This window comes from Geobacillus sp. LEMMY01, assembly GCF_002042905.1.
Classification (GTDB): domain Bacteria; phylum Bacillota; class Bacilli; order Bacillales; family Anoxybacillaceae; genus Geobacillus; species Geobacillus proteiniphilus.
The window spans coordinates 18,978-41,236 of the sequence record NZ_MVKA01000009.1 but is presented as its reverse complement, the minus strand read 5'-3'; the positions used below and the strand labels follow the sequence as shown (position 1 = coordinate 41,236).

At 54.5% G+C, this 22,259-nt stretch carries 20 protein-coding genes and 1 pseudogene; 16 read left to right on the top strand and 5 right to left on the bottom strand.

Features of this window, described 5'->3' with window-relative positions:
• Positions 1–136: 136 nt before the first annotated feature.
• The 9 genes from B1A75_RS06250 (at position 137) to B1A75_RS06210 (ending at position 10,504) form a co-directional block, all read left to right on the top strand.
• Positions 137–1,606 carry a sensor histidine kinase gene (locus tag B1A75_RS06250; protein WP_074043815.1) on the top strand — a complete coding sequence of 490 codons (1,470 nt, stop codon included), beginning with the start codon at positions 137–139 and terminating at the stop codon, positions 1,604–1,606.
• Positions 1,584–3,125, top strand: coding sequence for a response regulator transcription factor (locus tag B1A75_RS06245; protein WP_074043814.1), 1,542 nt, complete (start codon positions 1,584–1,586; stop codon positions 3,123–3,125). The genes B1A75_RS06250 and B1A75_RS06245 overlap by 23 nt, the downstream gene beginning before the upstream one ends.
• 341 nt (positions 3,126–3,466) lie before the next feature.
• Positions 3,467–4,762, top strand: coding sequence for an ABC transporter substrate-binding protein (locus B1A75_RS06235; RefSeq protein ID WP_074043812.1), 1,296 nt, complete (start codon positions 3,467–3,469; stop codon positions 4,760–4,762).
• A gap of 61 nt (positions 4,763–4,823) precedes the next feature.
• On the top strand, positions 4,824–5,795 hold the full coding sequence (locus B1A75_RS06230; protein WP_079935944.1) for a carbohydrate ABC transporter permease: 972 nt from the start codon (positions 4,824–4,826) through the stop codon (positions 5,793–5,795).
• The gene (locus B1A75_RS06225; RefSeq protein WP_074043811.1) at positions 5,795–6,616 is read left to right on the top strand and encodes a carbohydrate ABC transporter permease; all 822 of its coding nucleotides are present in this window, start codon (positions 5,795–5,797) and stop codon (positions 6,614–6,616) included. The genes B1A75_RS06230 and B1A75_RS06225 overlap by 1 nt, the downstream gene beginning before the upstream one ends.
• Positions 6,617–6,778: 162 nt before the next feature.
• On the top strand, positions 6,779–7,651 hold the full coding sequence (locus B1A75_RS06220; RefSeq protein ID WP_079935935.1) for an ROK family protein: 873 nt from the start codon (positions 6,779–6,781) through the stop codon (positions 7,649–7,651).
• A 204-nt stretch (positions 7,652–7,855) separates the two neighbouring features.
• Entirely contained in the window at positions 7,856–7,996 is a 141-nt protein-coding gene (locus B1A75_RS19815; RefSeq protein ID WP_176202385.1) for a hypothetical protein, read from the top strand.
• Positions 7,989–8,912, top strand: a complete 924-nt coding sequence (locus B1A75_RS06215; RefSeq protein ID WP_079935934.1) for a TetR/AcrR family transcriptional regulator — start codon at positions 7,989–7,991, stop codon at positions 8,910–8,912. The genes B1A75_RS19815 and B1A75_RS06215 overlap by 8 nt, the downstream gene beginning before the upstream one ends.
• Positions 8,897–10,504, top strand: a complete 1,608-nt coding sequence (locus tag B1A75_RS06210; RefSeq protein WP_079935933.1) for an MDR family MFS transporter — start codon at positions 8,897–8,899, stop codon at positions 10,502–10,504. The genes B1A75_RS06215 and B1A75_RS06210 overlap by 16 nt, the downstream gene beginning before the upstream one ends.
• A 217-nt stretch (positions 10,505–10,721) precedes the next feature.
• Here the strand turns inward: B1A75_RS06210 and B1A75_RS06205 are convergent, their stop codons facing one another.
• Both B1A75_RS06205 and adh read right to left on the bottom strand, forming a co-directional pair.
• A complete protein-coding gene (locus tag B1A75_RS06205) occupies positions 10,722–11,081 on the bottom strand; it encodes a DUF779 domain-containing protein (protein ID WP_069304528.1) in 360 nt (119 codons plus the stop codon).
• A gap of 204 nt (positions 11,082–11,285) precedes the next feature.
• On the bottom strand, positions 11,286–12,806 hold the full coding sequence (adh, locus tag B1A75_RS06200) for an aldehyde dehydrogenase (RefSeq protein ID WP_079935932.1): 1,521 nt from the start codon (positions 12,804–12,806) through the stop codon (positions 11,286–11,288).
• A gap of 243 nt (positions 12,807–13,049) precedes the next feature.
• Here adh and B1A75_RS06195 point away from each other — a divergent pair.
• Positions 13,050–13,757, top strand: a pseudogene (locus tag B1A75_RS06195) (RNA-guided endonuclease TnpB family protein); the annotation flags it as partial.
• 292 nt (positions 13,758–14,049) lie between these two features.
• On the opposite strand, the gene B1A75_RS06190 reads toward B1A75_RS06195, so the two are convergent.
• Positions 14,050–14,637 carry a hypothetical protein gene (locus B1A75_RS06190; protein WP_079935931.1) on the bottom strand — a complete coding sequence of 196 codons (588 nt, stop codon included), beginning with the start codon at positions 14,635–14,637 and terminating at the stop codon, positions 14,050–14,052.
• A gap of 265 nt (positions 14,638–14,902) precedes the next feature.
• Here B1A75_RS06190 and B1A75_RS06185 point away from each other — a divergent pair, with 265 nt between their 5' ends.
• From B1A75_RS06185 to B1A75_RS06165, 5 genes are all read left to right on the top strand, one after another.
• A complete protein-coding gene (locus tag B1A75_RS06185) occupies positions 14,903–16,021 on the top strand; it encodes an RNA-guided endonuclease InsQ/TnpB family protein (RefSeq protein ID WP_042379312.1) in 1,119 nt (372 codons plus the stop codon).
• 410 nt (positions 16,022–16,431) lie between these two features.
• Positions 16,432–16,866, top strand: a complete 435-nt coding sequence (locus B1A75_RS06180; RefSeq protein ID WP_042379309.1) for a DUF1284 domain-containing protein — start codon at positions 16,432–16,434, stop codon at positions 16,864–16,866.
• A gap of 278 nt (positions 16,867–17,144) precedes the next feature.
• Entirely contained in the window at positions 17,145–18,521 is a 1,377-nt protein-coding gene (locus B1A75_RS06175) for an aspartate kinase (protein WP_042379307.1), read from the top strand.
• A gap of 380 nt (positions 18,522–18,901) precedes the next feature.
• Entirely contained in the window at positions 18,902–19,801 is a 900-nt protein-coding gene (locus tag B1A75_RS06170; protein WP_021322698.1) for a processed acidic surface protein, read from the top strand.
• 6 nt (positions 19,802–19,807) lie between these two features.
• Entirely contained in the window at positions 19,808–20,437 is a 630-nt protein-coding gene (locus B1A75_RS06165) for a class D sortase (protein WP_014196837.1), read from the top strand.
• A 56-nt stretch (positions 20,438–20,493) separates the two neighbouring features.
• On the opposite strand, the gene B1A75_RS06160 is transcribed toward B1A75_RS06165, so the two are convergent.
• Positions 20,494–20,934, bottom strand: coding sequence for a YwpF-like family protein (locus B1A75_RS06160; protein WP_021322699.1), 441 nt, complete (start codon positions 20,932–20,934; stop codon positions 20,494–20,496).
• Positions 20,935–21,203: 269 nt separating this feature from the next.
• Between B1A75_RS06160 and ssb the strand changes: the two genes are divergently transcribed.
• Complete coding sequence (gene ssb / locus B1A75_RS06155) at positions 21,204–21,563, top strand: single-stranded DNA-binding protein (protein ID WP_011232661.1); 360 nt, start codon at positions 21,204–21,206, stop codon at positions 21,561–21,563.
• Positions 21,564–21,683: 120 nt separating this feature from the next.
• Here ssb and B1A75_RS06150 read toward each other — a convergent pair whose 3' ends face one another.
• Positions 21,684–22,091 (bottom strand): helix-turn-helix domain-containing protein, encoded by a 408-nt coding sequence (locus B1A75_RS06150; protein ID WP_023634349.1) that lies wholly within the window; start codon positions 22,089–22,091, stop codon positions 21,684–21,686.
• Positions 22,092–22,259 lie beyond the last annotated feature (168 nt).

The window sequence follows — 22,259 nt, the reverse complement described above, 5'->3', positions numbered from 1 at the left end:
GGCTGAAAGCGGAGGAAGGTTGGCGAACGCCGCTAAAGCATGAGAGACGGCCGTCCTTGACGTTCGAACACGTTCGGCTTGAAGCGGCAGGGCGATGCAGGCAACAAAGCGCCGGTGACAGCGGGGTGGAATCCAGATGAACATTCGGACGAAGATGCTGCTTTGTTTTACCGTTTTTTTGCTTTTGCTTAACGGAGCGGTGTTTCTTTTGTATCAGACGAGCGAAGAGATGATGAGCGATTATGATCAACGGATGCGCCGATTGTTGTTGCTGAATGAGGTGTCGCAGCGGGCAAACCGAATGATGGAACAGCTCAATGCGTACGTCTCGGAAAAAGAAGGACGGTATGCACGCGCTTATGAGCGGGAGTTCCGCTGGCTGCAGCAACACCGCCGGCAGCTCGGCGCCATCTTGCCAGTGCTGTCCGACCGGCTGGCGGCGGAAAACTATGAACATATGATTGAAAGTTTGCTGGAGGAGGCGGCGCTGACGGTCTATCATTTTCAAGCCGGAAATATTGGCTTGTACTCGTCCCACTTGCATGAAACGATGAACATTGCGTCCTTTTTGCAAGAGGAAACGTTAAACTTGATTGACGATGAGCTGACGGCCTACCAACGGCGGTACGATGAAGTGGAGCGGCGCAACCGCTATTTCCGCTATATGGGGATGGGATTGTTTGTCACGACGTTGTTGCTTGGCGCCTTGCTGGCGGTGTTCTTTTCCGGCCACTTAACGAAGCCGATCATTCTTCTCTCGCGCGCTGCCCGATCCATCGCTGACGGGCGGCTGGACGGGCCGGATATTGAGCCGATGACCAACGATGAGCTGCGGCTGTTGACGATCACGTTTAATGACATGCGCCGCAATTTAAAGCAGCTGATTGCGGAGATGAAACAAAAGGCTGAGCTCGACCGGCTGGTGAAGGAACTGGAACTCAAAAGCTTGCAAAGCCAAATCAATCCGCATTTTTTATTCAATACGCTGAACACGGTCGCGAAGATGGCGTACTTGGAGAACGCCCAGCAAACGTCGCGGCTGATTGAAGCGGTGGCGGCCATTTTGCGCTACAACTTGGGCGATTTGCAGCGGACGGTGACGCTTGCCGATGAGGTGCGCATCGCCCGTGAATATTTCTTCATCCAGCAGACGCGGTTTTTTGATCGGATCAAGTTTTCGTTAGAGGCGGAACCATCTTGCCTCGATCAACCGCTTCCGCCGCTCACGTTGCAGCCGCTGATTGAAAATGCGTTCATCCATGGCATTGAGACGTACGAGCAGGGAGCCGAGCTGTCCGTGTCCGTTTTCGCCGAAAACGAGCGGGTCGTTGTGGAAGTGCGCGACAATGGTGTCGGCATGGATGAGCAGGTGAAAGCGGAGCTTGATGCGTTGATCCGCGGCGAAGAACCGCCGGCGCGCCGCGAGCAAGGGCGCGGCCATTCGACCGGCATCGGCTTGCACAATGTCATTCGCCGGCTGCAGCTGTTTTACGGAGTGATGGATGTGGCCGAAATCGAGTCTGCACCAGGAAAAGGAACGACGGTGCGGTTATGGCTGCCAAGATGGCAAGGGGGGATGAACGGTGAAAGTGGCGATCGTCGATGATGAGGCGTTGGAGCGAAGAGCGCTTTGCAAAATGATTAACGACCACCTTCCGGACATCGAGGTGGTCGCCGAGGGCGCCAACGGGCGCGAGGCCATTGACATTGCCAAGCAATATTGTCCGGATGTGATGCTCATTGACATCAAAATGCCTGGCCTTGACGGGCTGCAAGCGATCGAAGCGATTCGCCAAGACGGCCTCGATCTGGAGTTCATTATTGTGTCGGCGTTTGATTTGTTCGACTATGCGAAACAAGCGATGCGGTTTGGCGTCAAGGAATATTTATTGAAACCGAGCCGGAAGGAGGAGGTCATTTCGGCTTTGGAACGGGTCAGCCAAGAAGTGGCGGCCAAGCGGCAACACGAGGAGAGCAACCGCCAGCTCGAGGAGCAGATTCGCCGGTTGCAGACGCTTGTGGAAAGCGAATGGCTGTCCGTCCTCATGACAGAAGACGTATCGGCTGATGAGTGGGAGCGGTGGAAGGAGCTGCTGCCGTTTTCGATTGCGTCGGGGATGTTCCTCGTCATTCAGTTCCCGGATGCAGGGGTGGCTGACGAATGGAAATCATGGCTGGACAAGCAGCTTAGCGGGCAGGCGCCAACGCGCTATTGGATCGGGCGGATGGCGAACCGGCGCCTGCCGGTCTTGTTTTTCCGCAGCCCAAACGATGGCGAGCCGGCCTGGAAGCCCGTCATCCAGGCATTGGCGCTCGATTTGGCGCGGCAGTTTTCGGCCCGGTACGGCGCCGCGCTGTATATCGGGCTCGGCTCCCCGTTTTCCCGCCTTGACCAACTTCGTTCCTCGTACTATGAGGCGCTGTCGGCCGCACATTATTACGCCGACCGGCAAAAAGCGCAAGTGGGGTTTCTGCCGGCGGAAGCGACGCGCGCCGGCGGGGGAGCGGAACGGGATAAACGGCTGTTTGAAGCGCTGCGCCTTGGCGACATCGAGCAAGCCCGGATGATCTGTCTGACGTATATAGAGGAACTGGCCTCTTCTCATTCACTGCCGGCCGCCGGGCGCAAAGCGGAAGAGACCTTTGTGTGGCTCGGGCGTCTTCTATCGGAGCTGGGCATTCGTTACGAGCGGCTCGCTTCCTTTGCTTCCTGCCGGTCGGCGGCAGAATTGAAGCGGGCGGCGCTTGATGAACTGGACCGCATCGCCGCTGATCTCGAGGCTTGGCGCCAGCAGCAAGCGTATGGCAAACTCGGCAAGGCGAAAGACTACATTGACCGTCATTACGCCGAGCCGCTGACGCTTGAGGAAGTGGCTGAACAAGCGGGCATCAGTCCGTACTACTTCAGCAAACTGTTCAAAGAGCATTTTGGCATCACCTTTATCGACTACGTGACGAACGTGCGCATCGAGCGGGCGAAAGAAGCGCTGGCTGAGACTGATCAAAGCTTAAAAGAAATTTGTTTTCTCGTCGGCTACAACGACCCAAACTATTTCAGCCGCGTCTTTAAAAAGCAGACCGGCCTGTCGCCGAGCGAATACCGGAAAAAAGTACTGGCGCGCTGACAAGGGGAGTGCTGTCTCCAACAAGGAAGGTGGATGGCGAGTCAAAAGGCAAACGGGCAAGTCCCGCAAACCCGCAAACGAAGTGGGTTGCCCCGCCCTCTTCCGGCGTCCGAAACGAAGCCCGCCCCCTGATGGGGAGACGGGCTTTTTTCGCGCCATTGAAGCGAAATGGCCGCTAGCTGTACCAGCGAGACTTTCGTTTGCCCGACAGGAGAACGGAAAACAAAAAAGTGAAGAAAAACGCAAAAAAGTGAAGAAATCAAGCCGCAGTTTGATGAGTGGCGCATGGTACACTCAACATTGAAAGGGGTTTCAAAAAACAGATGCAAAGGGGGAGAATCATGAGAAAGAAAGCATCCGCATGGCTGGCGCTTGCGCTTGGAATTGGGATGGCGCTGTCGGGCTGCAGCAGCTCGAACTCTTCATCCGATAACGCCAAACAAGGCAGCCAAAAAGCGGGAGAGAAACTCGAGATTTTCAGCTGGTGGACCGGAGCCGGTGAGGAAGACGGCTTAAAAGCGCTCATCAAACTGTTCCAAGAAAAATATCCGGATATTGAAGTCGAAAACGCAGCGGTCGCCGGCGGGGCCGGGACGAACGCCAAGGCGGTCTTAGCGAGCCGCATGCAAGGGAACGACCCGCCATCGACGTTCCAAGTGCACGGCGGAGCGGAACTCAATGAAGGTTGGGTGGCCGCCGGCAAAATGGAGCCGCTCAACGATTTATATGAAAAAGAAGGCTGGATGGACAAATTCCCGAAAGCGTTGATTGACATGGTGAGCAAGGACGGCAACATTTACTCCGTGCCCGTCAACATTCACCGCGGCAACGTGCTGTGGTACAACAAAAAAATCTTTGCCGATAACGGACTCCAGCCGCCGAAAACGTTCGACGAGTTTTTCCAAGTGGCTGACAAGCTGAAAGCAAAAGGCATTACGCCGCTTGCATTGGGCGACAAAGAGCCGTGGGTTGCGACGCACCTGTTTGAAAACGTGCTGCTTGGCACGCTCGGAACGGAAAACTACAAGAAGCTTTGGACCGGTGAAGTCTCGTTTAACGATCCGCAAGTGAAACAAGCCGTTGAGACGTTTAAGAAAATGCTCAACTATATTAACGAAGACCATAGCTCGCGCAACTGGCAAGACGCCGCCCAGCTCGTTGCCGAAGGAAAAGCGGCCATGTACGTGATGGGAGACTGGGTGAAAGGCTATTTTGTCAACGATTTGAAATTGAAGGTGAACCAAGACTTCGGCTATGTGCCGGTGCCGAATACGGAAGGCAAGTTTATGGTCATCACCGATACGTTCGGCTTGCCGAAAGGTGTGAAAAACCCGGACGATGTGAAGAAATTTTTAGCAGTGCTTGGTTCGGTGGAAGGACAAGATGCGTTTAACCCGCTGAAAGGCTCCATCCCGGCCCGCATCGATGCGGATCCGTCCAAGTACGATGAATACGGCAAACAAACGATGCAAGACTTCAAAACAGCGGAGCTGGCGCCAAGCTTAGCGCACGGTTCAGCAGCGCCGGAAGGGTTTGTCACGAAGGTGAATCAGGCTGTCAACATTTTCGTGACGCAAAAAGATGTGAAGACGTTCATCGACACGTTGGCTTCAGCAGCAACAGAACTGAAGAAGTAATCGGGAAAAGGGGACGGGAGCCATTCTCTTCCCCTTTTCGTCATCATGAGGAGGGATGATGGTGGAAACGGTCAGCATCACGCCAGCCGAGAAGACAGCAGGTGTCCCCGCGGTGCGGAAAAAGCGGAAATGGACGGCCGATCATTGGCTGGCAGCGGCGTTTTTGGCGCCGTCGGTCGTACTGATTTTCTTATTTGTATACGGGTTTATCGGCTGGACGGGGTATGTGTCCTTGAGCAACTGGAATTCGCTCGTGCCGGATTGGTCGTTTGCCGGGTTGAAAAACTATCTGTATTTGTTTCATGATTTCCGCTTCCAAGCGGATCTGCGCAATACGCTTGTGTTTACGGTGTTGTTTATCGCCGCCGTCATTGTGTTGGGACAATTGCTTGCCATTTTGCTTGACCAAAAACTGCGCGGCGAGTCGCTGTTTCGCAACATTTTCTTTTTCCCGATGGCCTTGTCATTTGTCGTCACCGGGGTCGTGTGGCAATGGCTGTTCAACCCGTCAACCGGCGTCAATTTGTTTTTAAAACCGCTCGGCTTGGATTCTAAATGGTATACCGACACAACGATTCTCGGTGGATTCCATTGGGGCAAAATCGAATTTGGCATCCCAGTGGCCATCATTGCCGTTGTCGTGGCGGCCGTTTGGCAAATGACGGGATTTGCGGTTGCGATGTATCTCGCCGGCCTGCGCGCCATTCCAGATGAAGTGCGGGAAGCGGCGCGGATGGACGGGGCGACCGAGTTTCAATTGTATTGGAAAATCATTTTGCCGCTGTTACGACCGATCACCGTCAGCGTCATCATCATTATGGCCCATATTTCGCTGAAAATTTTCGACTTGATTTACGCCATGACCGGGCCGGGGGCGAACTTTGTCACCGATGTGCCGGGCGTGTACATGTTTGAAACGACGTTCCGCGGCAACTATTACGCCAACGGCGCGGCGATTGCGATCGTGATGCTGCTGTCGGTCGCCATCTTTATCGTTCCGTATCTCATCTCAAGCCGCAAGGGGGGATCGTGATGGCGAGATCCGTGTGGGCGCGGCCGTTTTTGTATTTATTGGCCCTCGTCATGAGCGTGTTTTTCCTGTTGCCGGTGTATGTCATGGTCACAACGAGCTTGAAGCCGCTCGATGAAGTGACATTGGCCGATATGTGGAAGCTGCCGTCAACGATTGACTGGAGCAGCTACGCGACGGCGTTTGACAAGCTCGCCCCGAACTTTTGGAATTCGATTTTGCTCGTCGTGCCGGCGACGTTGTTATCCGCGCTGCTTGGGTCGCTCAACGGCTACGTGCTGTCGAAATGGAAGTTTAAAGGAGCGGATACGCTCTTTACGCTCATTTTGTTCGGCATGTTCATCCCGTATCAAAGCATTCTTATTCCGCTTATCCAGTTTTTGCGCGAAATCGGGCTGTACAACACGATTCCGGGGCTCGTGTTCGTCCATGTCGTCTACGGCATTCCGATTACGACGCTCATGTTCCGCAATTTTTACGCCGCGATACCGGATGAGATGATTGAGTCGGCCAAAATCGACGGCGCGGGGTTTATCCGCATCTTCCGGTACATTATGCTCCCGCTGTCGATCACCGGCTTTGTCGTTGTCGCCATTTGGCAGTTTACAAACATTTGGAACGAGTTTCTGTTCGCGGTGACGATCACGACATCGGACAAACAGCCGATCATGGTCGCCTTGCAAAATTTATCCGGCAGCCAAATCGTCCAATGGAACGTGCAAATGGCGGGGGCTTTGTTGGCCGCACTGCCGACGTTGCTCGTGTACACCTTCCTCGGCAAATACTTCGTCCGCGGCTTGCTTGCCGGCTCGGTGAAGGGGTGAGCCAATCAGCGGTGTAGATCAACAAACCCAGCAGACAATAGAATCGATTGCACTATGTTTCAAAGAGCCGCTGATCAGCGGCTTTTTGCCATTGATGTCTTCTCCCTTTTTCTAGTAAGATAGACACAAGAAAAGAGCAGATGAAGAAAGCGAGGCGTACATATGATCCTAGGAGCCATTGAAGCTGGAGGCACGAAATTTGTCTGCGCCATCGGCGATGAACATGGGAACATCCATGAACGGGCGGTGTTTCCGACGACGGCGCCGGAAGAGACGATGGCGCACGTCATCGACTTTTTCCGTCCGCACCGCATCGAGGCGATTGGGATCGGATCGTTCGGCCCGATCGATTTGCGTCCGGACAGTCCGACGTACGGATGCATTACGAGCACACCGAAACAGGCGTGGGCGCAGTTTGATTTTGTCGGCACAATGAAGCAGCATTTTCCCGTGCCGATCGGCTTTGACACGGATGTCAATGCGGCGGCGCTCGGCGAGCAGCGCTGGGGGGCGGCGCGAGGGCTTGACAGCTGCCTGTACATGACGGTCGGCACCGGCATCGGCGTCGGCGCGATCGTCGAGGGCCGCTTGCTGCACGGGCTGCTTCACCCGGAGATGGGCCACATATTGGTCCGCCGCCATCCGGATGACGCGTTTGCCGGCATTTGCCCGTATCATGGCGACTGCTTGGAAGGCATGGCGTCTGGTCCTGCGATTGAGCGGCGCTGGGGGAAAAAGGGAGCGGAGCTTGCCGACCGGAGCGAGGTGTGGGAGCTTGAGGCGTTTTACTTAGCCCAAGCGATCGCCAACTACATCCTCATTTTATCGCCGAAAAAGGTGATCACGGGCGGGGGCGTCATGAAGCAGACGCACGTGCTGCCGCTTGTGCGCCGTCATGTGCAGGAATTGCTTGGCGGCTATATTCAGCATGAAGCGATTCTCGAGAAGATCGATGAGTACATCGTCCTCCCAGGGCTCGGCGATAACGCCAGCATCTCGGGCGCTTTGGCGCTCGCGGCGGCGGCAAACGAATAGCAAGAACGGCCGTCCACCGTCTTCAATCAGGCGGTGGGGCCGTTTTTTTGTTTGAAGGCAGGGATGTTGACTGATTGTTCGGCAAATTCAGGCCGAAAAATGACTGTTTGGTCAAAAAATATCGTTTTTGAGTTGCACGCCTTTATAACAATAGTTTATAATCGTTTTGACCAGATGGTCATATAGGATATGGAGGCGAGGACAATGACTGATGTTCGACGGTTGGTTGAATGGCTGCAACAGCGCGGCGTACGGGTTGATTTCGTGAAACCGCGCGCGGTGCTGCCGTCGTATCGGCAATGGATGAAGGCGAATGGGAAAGGAATGAGTCGCTGCCATGGATGAACGGCGCGTCCAATTTATTGAGGCGGCAATGAAATTGTTTGCCGAAAAAGGGTATCATGAGACGTCGATTCAAGATTTGGTCGAGGCATGGGGGATTTCCAAAGGAGCGTTTTATCACCATTTCGCCTCGAAGGAAGATTTGTTGCTGGCGGTGCTCCGCTACTACAGCGAAAAAATGGTCGCTGATTTCATGGCGGACGGAGGGGAAGGGACGGAAAAAGAACGGTTTACTCGCCAGCTGGCCGCCCATTTTTCTCACATTCGCGAGTACAAAGACTTTTTGCGTATGATGATGTCGGAGCAATTGCCGAAAGTCAATCCGGAAGTGGAACGGTATATGTTCCGCCAGCATGGGCGCCTTTTTTTATGGTATTGCACCCGTCTGGCGGAGGTGTACGGAGAGGCAGTCGGTCCGTATGTGTATGATGTCGCTATGATAACCAACGGCATCATCCGACAATATTTGTTTTACTTCTTTTTTCGCGAAGAGGCGTTTGACGCGGACGAGGCGGCTCGTTTTCTCGTGCGGCGCATTGATGCGATTGTTGCCAGCTTCACGGCTGATGAGCGCCCGCTTTTGACCGAGGAGTCGTTTGCGCCATGGATGAAACTTGAGGAGCGTGAGCGCGAGCGTCAGCGGGAGCGGCTGGCTTCGGCGTTCGCCGCCGTCCGGGAGGCCGCCAACGGGCTCAATCCGAAGCAGGCGAACGATGTGCTTGAAGCTATAGCGGCGCTGGAGGAAGAGCTGCTTGGGCGCAATGAGCCGCCGCGCGCCTATATCGTCGAAGCGCTGCTTTTGTATTTGCGTCATCAACAGGCGCCTTCGCTTGCAGCGGCTTTGGACGCACTGATCCAAGAAATGGAAGCGTATCAACGACTAAATGGATGGGAGAGAGAACCATGGAAAAAGCGTTAACAGTGCCAGCGAGCACCATTCGTCATCGCCCGTTGCTGATCACAGGGCTGATCATTGCGATGCTGTTTGCGGCATTAGACGGAACGATCGTCGGCACGGCCATGCCGCGCATCGTCGGGGAACTTGGCGGGCTGGGCGTCATGACGTGGCTGACGACGGCGTATATGTTGACGTCAACGACGGTCGTGCCGATCGCTGGCAAGCTCGCTGACTTATTAGGCCGACGTCTCGTGTATGTGAGCGGGCTTGTCATTTTTATGGCTGGCTCGGCGCTTTGCGGCATGGCGGATGATATGACCGAGCTCATCATTTACCGCGGCATTCAAGGACTAGGCGGCGGGATTATGATGCCGATGGCGATGATTGTCATCGGTGACGTGTTCACCGGCAAGGAGCGGGCAAAATGGCAAGGGGTGTTCGGCGGTTTGTACGGCCTCGCTTCGGTGCTGGGCCCGCAAATCGGCGGTTTTATCGTCGATCATTTGAACTGGCGCTGGGTGTTTTACATCAACTTGCCGGTCGGCATTCTCGCCACGGTGCTGATTGCCATGGGACTAAGCAAATATAAAGCCGAAGGGCCGGTGAAATTCGACATCGCCGGGATGGTGACGTTGACCGTGGGGGTCGTCAGTTTGCTTTTGGGACTGACGTTTGGCGGCGACCGATATCCGTGGGGGTCGTGGCAAATCATCTCGCTGTTTGCGGCGGCCGTTGTCTTTTTCGCTTTGTTTGTTTGGGCGGAAAAACGGGCGGAGGAGCCGATCATTCCGCTTTGGTTGTTCCGCAATCGGACATTTACGCTCCTCAATGGCATCGGCTTTTTTATGAGCGTCGGTATGTTCGGCGCGATTATGTTTGTGCCGTTTTTTATGCAAGGCATTGTCGGTGTGAGCGCCACCCAATCCGGGACGATTATGACGCCGATGATGATCACGATGATTATCGGCAGTGTCCTTGGCGGCCGACTGGTATACCGGATCGGGGTGAAGCCGCAGCTGATCATCGGCATGGTCATTATGGCGTCAGCGTTCGGGCTGCTTAGCACGATGGATGTCGAGACGTCGAAATGGACGGCGACGTTGTATATGATTATTCTTGGACTTGGCACCGGCTTGGTCATGCCGATTTTGACGCTCGCCTTGCAAGAAAGCTTCCCGAAATCGGAGCTTGGCGTTGTCACCTCTTCGAGCCAGTTTTTCCGTTCAATTGGCGGGACGTTCGGCATGACGGTGCTAGGCGCCATCATGAACCACCGGTCGAGCGCCTTGCTTGACGAGCGGCTCATGCCAAAGCTCCAAGCGCTGCCGGCGCAGGCGAAAGGGCTTGTCGACCGCTTTGCCGATATGATTCATACCGACCCGCAAGGCTTGTATTCCGTCTTGCTCAGTCCGGACGCGATGGCCAAGATTCCAGTGCCGCTGCGCGACATGTTCGTGCCGGTGCTGAAGCAGTCGCTTGTCGATTCGCTGCAATCCGTCTTTTTGTTCGGGTTCGTGTTTATTGCGGTGGGCTTGCTTTTGGTGTTCGGCTTGAAACGGATCGCCTTGTCCGATCGGGCTGAGGCGATGAAGCAGGCAAAAGAGGCCGAGTGAAAAAAGGAGATGGCGGACCGCGCCTTTTCAGCGAGAAGGCGGGCCGCCGTTTTTTGCTGCGACGAACAAACCGCCCCGGAGGTGATGAAGCATCCGGGGACGGGTAGGCGAATGGAAGCCGGCCGCTCTCCCCATGCGGATCATTTTGCCAAGCGGGTTCGCATCGATGTGATGTGCGGCGCATGGCGGTTTCACAGCAGCGGCCCGCAATGGGCGGCTACGGCGCGCCTGCATCCGCGCTTTGGCCGAAGACGCGCGAGCGGGTGAGAAAGCGGACGCCTTCCGGGCCTTCGAGTGAAAACATGCCGCCGCGCCCGGGGACGACGTCAATGATGAGCTGCGTATGCTTCCAATATTCGTATTGCGCCTTAGAGATGTAAAACGGGCAGCCGCCGATTTCGCCAAGCAAAACATCGGAATCGCCGACGATCAACTCGCCGAGCGGGTAGCACATCGGCGAGCTGCCGTCGCAGCAGCCGCCGGATTGGTGGAACATGAGCGGACCGTATTTCGCCTTTAATTTTTCAATCAATTCTAACGCTGCTTCGGTGGCGATGACTTTCGGTTCATCAGGCATCGGATGCACCTCCTTTCGCATCATGGCCAAAGACAGGCTCCTAGAGCAGCTTTGCTGGATTCGTCGAATGGAACGGTTGTTGCGTCGTTTTCCATTCCATCATCAAAAGGCGTTTGCGTGGTTTTGGCGGTGACGGATGCAACAGTGGGCAAAAGGCAGCGCGTCGGCGCTGCCTTTTGCCGTGGAAGAGCAGGTGGGCCAATGTTAGAACAAGCCAAGTTTTTTCGGCGAATAGCTGACGAGCAAGTTTTTCGTTTGTTGGTAATGGTCGAGCATCATTTTGTGCGTTTCGCGGCCGATGCCGGACATCTTGTAGCCGCCAAATGCCGCATGGGCCGGATAAATGTGATAGCAGTTCGTCCACACGCGGCCGGCCTGGATGCCGCGGCCGAAGCGGTACGCGGTGTTGATGTCGCGCGTCCAGACGCCGGCGCCAAGGCCGTACAGCGTTTCATTGGCGATTGAAAGCGCTTCGTCGTGATCTTTAAACGTTGTGACCGCGAGCACTGGGCCGAAAATTTCTTCTTGGAAAATGCGCATTTTGTTATGCCCTTTGAAAACGGTCGGCTTGACGTAATAGCCGCCGGCGAGTTCTCCTTCGAGCATGTTCCGCTCGCCGCCGATCAAGAGCTCAGCGCCTTCCTGTTTGCCGATGTCGATGTATGACAAAATTTTCTCGAGCTGCTCGGACGAGGCTTGGGCGCCGATCATCGTTTCCGTATCGAGCGGATTGCCTTGCTTGATTTGCTTGACGCGCTCAAGCGCCCGTTCCATAAAGGCGTCGTAAATCGACTCATGGATGAGGGCGCGCGACGGGCATGTGCACACTTCGCCTTGGTTTAAGGCGAACATCGTAAAGCCTTCGAGCGCTTTATCGAGAAACTCGTCATCTTTGTCCATCACATCAGCGAAGAAAATGTTCGGGGACTTGCCGCCAAGCTCAAGCGTAACCGGCACGATGTTTTGCGAGGCGTACTGCATGATGAGCCGTCCGGTCGTCGTTTCACCGGTGAACGCCACTTTCGCCACGCGCGGGTTCGAGGCGAGCGGCTTGCCGGCTTCTAAGCCAAAGCCGTTGACGATGTTGACGACGCCAGGTGGAAGCAAATCTTCGATGAGTTCGATGAGAACGAGGATCGACGTCGGCGTTTGCTCCGCCGGTTTCAAGACGACGCAGTTGCCGGCCGCGAGCGCTGGAGCGAGTTTCCAGGCCGCCATTAAAATCGGGAAGTTCCACGGGATGATTTGCCCGACGACGCCGAGCGGTTCTTTGAAATGATAGGCGACCGTGTCGTGATCGATTTCCGAAATCGTGCCTTCTTGCGCGCGAATGCAGCTGGCGAAGTAGCGGAAATGGTCGATGGCGAGCGGAATGTCAGCCGCCAACGTTTCGCGGATCGGCTTGCCGTTTTCCCATGTTTCCGCAACGGCGAGCATTTCCAAGTTTTCTTCCATCCGGTCGGCGATTTTGTTCAACAAACGGGCGCGCTCCGCTGGAGACGTGCGTCCCCATGCGTCTTTTGCCGCATGGGCGGCGTCAAGCGCCAGTTCGATGTCCGCCGCTTTTGAGCGCGGCACTTCGCAATACGGCTGTCCGGTGATTGGCGTGATATTTTCGAAATACTCGCCGTCGACCGGCGGCACCCATTTGCCGCCAATGAAGTTTTCGTAGCGCTTTTTAAATGTGACAAGCGCGCCTGGCTGACCTGGTTGTGCGTAGATCATCCCCGATTCCTCCTCCATTTAAGTTTTTGAATCCGATTACAAGATAAAGAATATTATAAAAATTTTGTGCCGTCAAGAATTTTGTGTAATGAGAGATAGATAGGGTATATCTGAATGGATTGGGAATAGATAAGAGCAGGTTTCCTCCGCATAGGAGGCGGAATATTCTGTCTCCTGTGCGGAAAGGGAGAATCCCTTTGCTTTGTGATTTACAGAAAAAAGCCGTCTGAAAGCCCACGGTTTGTGGCCGCGCGCCCCTATCAAGAAGCCTGGCTGAATCGACTGCTGGACGGAACCGCCAAACAAAGGGCAGTGAAGCTCTACAAAAAGAGAAAGAAATGGTATTTCGCCGTCGCGATCACGTTTTCAGTGGAACCACGAAACGAACCCAATGTGATGGGCGTTGACCTGGGACTCCGTTATATGGCCGTTGCCAGCGTCGGAACGAAGTCATTGTTTTTTAAAGGCAATCCATGCGCCTTTATTCGCCGACGATATGCGGCTTTGCGGCGAACGTTGGGCAAAGCCAAGAAGCTCCATATGATTCGCAAAATCGGCCATAAAGAGTCCCGCTGGATGAAGGATGTGAACCACAAAATCAGCCGTCAAATCGTCCACTTTGCCCTCGCCAACGGTGTTGGCGTGATTCGGATGGAAGATTTGACGGGGATTCGGAAACGAGCCGCTTCTTTAAAAGAAGCAGGGCGAAGCCTTCATTCTTGGGCGTTTCATCAACTGCAAACAATGATGGCCTATAAAGCCGAAATGGCGGGCATTCGGGTGGAGTGGGTGAATCCGAACTACACAAGTCAAACATGCCGATGCGGTCATCGGGAGAAAGCCAACCACAACGGCATCCTCTTCCAATGCCAAGAGTGCGGATACACCATCCACGCCGACTTAAATGGGGCGATCAACATCGCCAAAGCGATTTCGGGCTTGAGCGCCTAACCTAGCGCACTGGTCACAGGTGCGCCGTCCATCGGGGTACATCCTAACCTGATGGGATGGGCTGATGACACAGCCCCGAACTTGGGCGTTGTCCGAACCCGAAAGGGATGAGGGCGCAAACGACCCAAGAATCCCACGGCTTCAGCCGTGTGGAGTGTCAAATTAGCATGGCTGGACAATGCTGTCAAATTGAAAATGCCAATGCGGCAGTAATAGGATGATGAGAAAAGGCGCCCCGAAGCAACGGGGCGCCTTTGGTTGGCTTCAAGGACTTCGATCGACGGTTTGTCCATCAATCGACTTCCAGGCCTTCCAGCCAGCGGCTCGCGTAGACGCTGCAAAGATGATGGAACACTTCGATCGCCTCGTTCGGGTCGGCGGCGAAAAAGACGCTCGCTGCCGTTTCGTTTTCTTCGCGGACGAACTCAAGCAAAAAGTCGGTGGCGATCCGGTTGAACAAAAGAAGCGCACCGTAGGAGCGCTCAAGCTGGCGTTTCCGCTCGAGCGGGTCATCGATGGACAAAAACGGACGCTCATAGCGGGCCGTCATCTCTGACAGTCGGCGCTGGATCTTGCGCTGGGCGTCCGCGAGCATCGCCTCGATCGTCTGTGGCGATAGAAAGGTTTGCTCGCGCAGCATATAGCCCCAAATTTGCTTGAGCGCATGGGCCGATTCGCTCGCAAACGCGATGTTGCCGAGCAGATCGGCAACGTATTGCTCGTCGTCATCGGTTTGAATGCGCAGCTTCATAATGATTTCGAGCACATCGGAATGAATTTTTTCTTTCCGCCATGATTTCGTCAGCTCATGAAGCAAGACGGAAAGCGAGCGTGCCAATTCTTCTTTCGTCATGATCAGCCAGTCCTTTCCCAGCAACATCGTTCCCTTTCTCATTGTATCATGACGGCTGTCTGTATAAAGCAGATCCGTTATTTTTCCGAATTGACCGAGGAAAACGGCGGTTTGGGCGAAGGCCGGGAGCCCACCGTTTCATCGTCTTTGGCGAGGAGACCCCCACTTCAACGACCAAAGGGAGTAAGTGGGGGAGGAATCGCTTTTTTTGTTTTTGTATCACTAAAAAATATGATATAATATATGATATAATATATTATATAATATATTTAGTGAAAGAGAGGTGAGACAAATGGACATGACGTTAACAGCCAAAATCAAAATTTACCCAACAGCGGAACAAGCAGAAGTATTGAAAGCCACCCTTTCCGCTTATCGACAAGCGTGCAACGCTGTATCTGTTGTGATTTTTGACACAAAAGTGCTTGTACAAGCCAAGTTACACGACATGACCTATCGTCTACTTCGATCAAACTACGCTTTGCGTTCGCAAATGGCGCAATCTGTGATTAAAACGGTGATCGCTAGATACCGTTCCCTAAAAAGCAATGGTCACGAATGGACATTGGTTCGCTTTAAAAAACTTGAATATGATCTCGTTTGGAATCGAGATTATTCGCTTGTTCAAGGCGTATTTTCTGTCAATACGCTAGAAGGACGAATCAAAGTACCGTTCGAACCAAAAGGCATGGAACAATATTTTGATGGCTCATGGACGTTTGGCACAGCCAAACTCGTCTACAAGCATAACAAATTCTTTTTGCACATTCCCATGACCAAAACGATTCCAACCGTGGATGAACACAACATCCGCCAGGTGGTCGGTGTCGATGTGGGTGTTAACTTTCTTGCAGCAGCTTATGATTCGCAAGGGAAAACCACCTTTTTTAACGGGCGAAAAATCAAGCATATGCGTGCCAAGTACAAACGAATGCGAAAAACCCTCCAGCAAAAAGGGACGGCTTCTGCGCGTCGGAAGTTGAAAACAATCGGACAACGAGAAAACCGTTGGATGACGGATGTGAACCATGCTGTCACGAAGGCACTCGTTCGTCAATATGGAGAACGTACCCTTTTTGTATTAGAAGATTTAACAGGCATTCGTGAAAAAACAGAACGTGTACGTATCCATGACCGATATGAAACCGTATCGTGGGCGTTCTATCAGTTCCGTCAAATGTTAGAGTATAAGGCACGTTTGCATGGGTCAAAAGTGATGGTGGTTGCTCCGCATTACACCTCTTTGACATGTCCAAAGTGTGGTCATACGGAAAAAGCCAATCGAAACAAGCGTACACACACCTTTTGTTGCCGAACATGCGGATACACCTCAAACGATGACCGCATTGGTGCCATGAACCTTCAACGAAAAGGAATAGAGTACATCGTTGAAGGAACGACACAGGCATGACCTGCGTCGTTGGGTAGTTGTCAACCTGCCCCTAATGCAACCCCAAGTCAAGGAAGGAGGACGAAGTCCGCTCGCACTTCTGGGGAGTTGCAAGCCCCCACTTCAAGCGTTAGCGAAGTGGGGGTAGTTGACAGACGATGCATAGGTCTGAAAGGGATGTCGCTTAGCTGTCCGCTGCTGGTTATCGAGGTGCCAGTTGCTCAATGAAAAGAGTTGACGTATGATGGAGTCAAAAACGATAGAAACGATTGGACCGGGCGGCATATGTCTGAAGAGAGGAAAGAAGGCAGCGTCAAAAGTTCTATGAAAACTCCACACGAGCCATCCCGTTGGGCATCGTAGGGCATTCTCAGAGCCAGATTCGCCCTTGACCAATACCCGCCAAAGGAAAGAAAGGGAGGGGAGAGAAGATGAAATCGGTTCGTTTGCGCGGCCATCATTTGCTTTGTGTGCACGGGTTTCGCGGCATGGGCTACAGCCCGTCGTTCGTGGAAAAAATGTGGGAGATCGTAGCCCGCATTCGCGATGAACACGACGATTTCCCGATTGAAGTCGTCGCGGCGCTCGATGAAGCGTGCCTCGCCTGCCCGCATCATGGGGAGACAACGTGTGAAGCCGGCCCGAATTCCGATGCCCACGTCCGTTCGCTTGACGGAAACGTCATTCGCCATTTAGGCTTGGAGCCGGGCAATGTGTATTGGAAGTCTGAACTGATCCGGCGGACGGCGGAACGGGTCAAGCCGGATGATTTGGACGAGTTATGCCGCAACTGCTCGTGGCTGCCGTATGGCGTCTGCAAAGAAGGGATCGCCAACGTCCGCCGCGGCAATGTGGCGCAAACGTGAGGCAGAGCGGCCGTTTTCGGAAAAATCAAGGAGGAACGATGGAAAAACGGCGCTGCGCTGAACCATCATCCGTTTGTCAAGGCGGGGGGGGGGGCTGTTGCAGCACCGTCTTTCCATTGACGAAGCACGGCGCCATCTGTTTTGAAGAGAGTCATGGCCGGCGATGGCGGCAGTTTTGGACGTTGGCGGAAATTTCTAAAAAATGAATAGTTCCATGGGCGGAAAAATGTGATATGATAAACAATTATAGAGACTTTCGACAGAAAGGGTCATGAACGATGAAAGTAGCCAAATTCGGTGGAAGTTCGGTGGCGAGCGCTGCACAATTCCGTAAAGTGGCCGACATCGTCAGCTCGGATATCGAGCGCCGCATCGTCGTCGTGTCGGCGCCGGGGAAACGGTACAAGGACGATGTGAAAGTGACCGATATGCTCATCCAGCTGGCCGAACAAGTTGTGGCTGGCGAGCCGCATGAGGAAACAATGGAAGCGATCGTGAAGCGGTATGCTGACATCGCCAATGAGCTGGGGCTGGAAGCCGACGGCTTTTTGGCCGAGCTTGTCGATGACTTGCAGTCGAAAATCAGCGCCTATCGAAGCGAGCCGCCTCGGTTGTTTGACGCCATTAAAGCGAGCGGCGAAGACCATAACGCAAGGCTCATGGCGCTCTATCTGCAAGATTGCGGGCTTGAGGCGAGCTACGTCAGCCCGCTTGAAGCCGGCATCATCGTCACCGATGAGCCGGGCAACGCCCAAGTGCTGCCGGAGTCGTACGACAAACTGAAGCAGCTGCGCGAACGGCGCGGCGTTTTGGTCATCCCAGGATTTTTCGGCTATTCCCGATCGGGCCATATCGTCACGTTCCCGCGCGGCGGGTCGGATATTACGGGCTCGATCGTCGCCGCGGGCGTCAAAGCGGACGTGTACGAAAACTTTACTGACGTCGATTCGATTTATTGCGTCAATCCGTCGATCGTCGCTGATGCCCGCAAGTTGAAAGAAATCACGTACCGCGAGATGCGTGAGCTGTCGTATTCCGGATTTTCCGTCTTTCATGACGAGGCGCTTGAGCCGGTCTATCGCGCCGGCATCCCCGTTTGCGTAAAAAACACAAACAACCCGGCCGCTCCAGGCACGTGGATCGTCGCCAAGCGCAATCATATCGACGAACCAGTCGCCGGCATTGCAAGCGACACTGGCTTTTGCAGCATCAACATCAGCAAATACTTAATGAACCGTGAGATTGGCTTTGGCCGGCGTGTGCTGCAAATTTTAGAAGACGAAGGCATCTCCTACGAACATACGCCGTCCGGCATCGACAACATGTCGATCATTTTGCGGGCAGATCAACTCGTGGATGGAAAAGATGAGCGCATCCTCGCCCGCATCCGCGAGGAGCTTGCCGTCGATGAGGTGACGATTGAGTACGGCTTGGCGCTCATTATGGTCGTCGGCGAAGGGATGGAAAAAACGATCGGGATGGCGGCGAAAGCCACGACTGCGCTCGCCAACGCCAACATCAACTTGGAGATGATCAACCAAGGTTCGTCCGAAGTGAGCATGATGTTCGGCGTCAAAGAAGAAGTCGTCAACGAGGCGGTTCGCGCCTTGTACAACGCCTACTTCCAACAGGCAACCGTAAGCCCCCTTTCCTAACGCGAAACAGGCGTCCGAAACTCGGGCGCCTGTTCTTATGTACCGAGAAGCCCCCGCTTTCACGCGATCAGCCGAAGGGGGGAATGAATCAGCGTCTTCCATCATGGATGTCCCCCAACGCCGCTCAAAATATCTTGAAAGAAGGACTTCGTTGGAACAGCCAAGTCACAGGGACAGACGGGAATGGTCTGGCTGGCAGTCTGCCTTATGGCAGGTGTCCCCGAGAATCTCCCATCTCTAAGCGTTTGCGTAGGTGGGAGAACGTTCAAGCGCTCTAGGCCGAGCTTTCTTCTTTTTTCGCTGGTTGGCGTACATAAGAGCGGCATGTTCGGAAAATACTACCAATGTACGTCAAAGAAAGCGGAAGGGAGGAAGAACGAATGCGGCAATGGCTAGGAATGGCTGTGCTTGTCGCCGTTTTCGCTTCGTTTCCGGCTGGGGCGGCGGCCATCAGCCGAAGCGAGCTTGAGCAGTACGCTGAGAGCGTCGGCTGGACAGTGAGCGACCTGTTGGCTTATTTGGATCAATACGGCTTGACAGCCGCCGATTTTCGCACCATGGATGAGATGAAACAATGGCTCGGCACACCCATCACTGACGAGCGGCTTCATGCCGTTCTGCGCCGGCACGGGCTGACGGTTGAGGAGCTCGAGGCGCTGCTTGGCCAGTTTGGCGAAACGGTGCAAGACTACACATTTGTCGAAGACTTGGACCGGGCCATCCGTTTTTACTCGCAGCACAACGCCGCCATGCAGCAAATCAACGACTTGCTTGGGGCGCTCGGGATGACGGAACAAGAAGTGCGCGCCCTCACCCGCCATATTGCCTCGCTTGACGACCCGCAGTTAGCTGGGCGGCTGGCGGCGCTTCGTGAACGGCTGCGTCCGTTTGCGGAGATGGAAGGGCCGTGGACGGAAACAGAGCGCCGCAAACTGCGGGCGATGTGGGAAGAGGGGCTTCGCTTGCTTAAACTTGAGGCGGACGAGCCGGACATAAAGGCGGCCGGAGCGGAGCCGATCCGCATTCGATTGTACAACCGCCAAGGCGAGGAGGTCGCCGATATCGCCATAACGCGGGAGATGTTGACATCGGGCTACATCGTCCGCGCGGGGGAGAAAGGCATTGACGCGGGGCTGCTCGCTGTAGAGATGAAAGGAAAGATGTATGGGGAAAAACTGCCGGAGACGGCGTCGCCGTATTTGACCTATACGTTGGCCGGACTGATGCTCGCTTCCGCCGGGTTCCTTCTTTACCGGCGGGTCAGGCGGCTGAAAGGGTGAAGGAACGTGAACGGCAAGCCCGCGCGGGTTTCGTGGGGGCGCCGGGCCGCCCAATGGGCGGCGCTGGCGGCGATCGTCATCGGAGCGGCGATGGCCGGTTGGAACGGCTATTGGTACACCGTCGGCTGGATGGCGGTCAAGCGGGATGCTCCTGCGCCTTCCTCACCGCCGGCCGCAAGCCTTCCAGCGGAACGTTCGGCGCAAAAAGACGCACCGCTTGGCGTCTACCTTGGTGAACTCGCCATCCCAAAGCTCGGGGCGGCGATTCCCGTGTATGAAGGCGTCCGCGAACAAGAATTGCGCCGAGGTGTCGGCCATTATCCAGCGAGCGATTGGCCGGGGGGACGAGGGCATGTCGTGCTATCCGGGCACCGCGATACTGTGTTCCGCCGCTTTGGCGAGCTTGAGATCGGCGATGCGCTTATCATTCGGACGGATCGCGCCGCCATCCATTACCGCATCGTCAACATCCGCATCGTCGATGACGACGACCGGACCGTTTTGGTCGAGAAAGCGCGCCCAACGCTGACGGTGACAACGTGCTACCCGTTTCGCCTCATCGGCCGCGCTCCGAAGCGCTGCATCGTCACCGCCCGCCCGGTTCGGGTTGATGCCCTGGCGTTTCCAAGAGGATGATCCACTTGCCTGCAGGAAGGCAAACAAAAAGGCTGGAAAGTGCGCTCTCCAGCCTTTTACCTTTTCCGTTCCTGCGGCGCCTTGGCATCGATTCGCTCATGCATTTGCTGGCGAAACTCTTGAAGCAGCGCCTCGCCTTGCAGCCCTTTCTTGACAAGGCCGGCCAGCACGACTTCCGCCAAATGGGTGCGCCGCGGGATCATCAGCCCTTCCATCAAGACGCTAATGTGGCCGTTCATTTTCGTGATCGAACGGACGGCGACGAGCATGTTGGCCGGGTCGTTGCTCGTGTGGGTGATCGTCACTTGCAGTTGAAACTCTGGACGCCGCTGCAAGTTCACAAACATTGGCTCATAGTCGTCATCCAAATACGCCTCCACGAGCCAGCGGTTTTGCCCGTCTTCTTTGTTGATGATCAACCCGTCAATAAACGGGATGTCTTGGCGGTGCATGTCGTCGTCGATGACCGAGAGCCCGACAAGCTTGAACGTTTTCATCTCGTCCACCTCGTTACCGTTGTCTTATCCAAGATTATAGCACAGGCGGACGAGGGAAGAAAAACGGGATGCCGCCCCTCCTGCTGAAAAACGATCTGCATATTTTCCGTCGGATGGCAAAAACGCCATTTTGCCCCGCCATTGTCGACGAAGATTTCGCCTTTTTCGCTGAATTGTATCCATAGAGTGCGCCAAAAAATGCAAAAATCGCGATTTTACGACCCAAAACGAGATTCGTTATCATAAAGGTGCGGTGGAGGAAAGGGGGGATGCGCCAACACATGATCAACCAAGTCGTGTTGGTCGGCCGGTTGACGAAAGATCCCGAGCTTCGCTACACGGCCGAAGGGGCTGCCGTCGCGACTGTCACGCTGGCGGTGGCGAGAAATTTCCGCAACGCGGAAGGGGGGATTGACGCCGATTTCGTTCCATGCGTTTTATGGCGGAAAACAGCGGAACATACCGCCAATTATTGCCGAAAAGGATCGATGGTGGCGGTGACGGGGAGAATCCAAACGCGCCGCTACGATAAAAAAGACGGTCAACGCGTCTATGTCACCGAAGTCGTCGCGGAGTCCGTCCAATTTCTCCACTCCGGAAAGAAACCAGAATGGCCGGAGCACGTATAGTCGTTTCCCCATACATGCCTTTCAAAGCGAATCCCCAAGAGAAAGAACGTGTCCCCAAACACTCCCCAACGGATGGCGCTAGCACGTCGTTGTTAGCGCTTTTTTTCAGCATGAGGGGAGCTACATGAGCTCGGAGCACTCTTTTACGATCGTCACGATCATCGTTTCGACATGTTTTCGCTTTTTATCCGGCAGCTTCGCGAGCGCGTACACCGCTTCGCTCATCTCTTGGTTATGAAGCAAGTAGTCCAACGCCGCGAGCACCGTTTCGTGCACGTCCGCCGTTCCGTACATGTCTGTCACTTCGCGCAACAGCTCGCGTTGGCGCGTTTCGCCGCCAAGCAAAAAATCGGCGCTGACATCAAACAGCTGGCATAGCTTCTCAAGCGACTGCACATCTGGAAGCAAGCTGCCGTTTTCCCATTTGCTGATTTGCGAACGCGACACGTTCAGCTGCTCGGCCAGCTCTTCCTGTGTCCAGCGCCGTTGTTTTCGCAGTTGTTTGAGCGTTTCTCCTAAGTTTGTCATCGTTCGTCACCACGCTTTTCATCATTACTCTTTAAAGATAGAAAAGCATGGAGCCAATGGTTGTTCCTTTTTCGCCCATTTCTCTCTTTGTTTCTAAATCAGAACGGATTTGTCCGTGATTTCGTCGTTCGGCCTCTTTTTTTGCCCAGGAAGGACATAGTACAATTA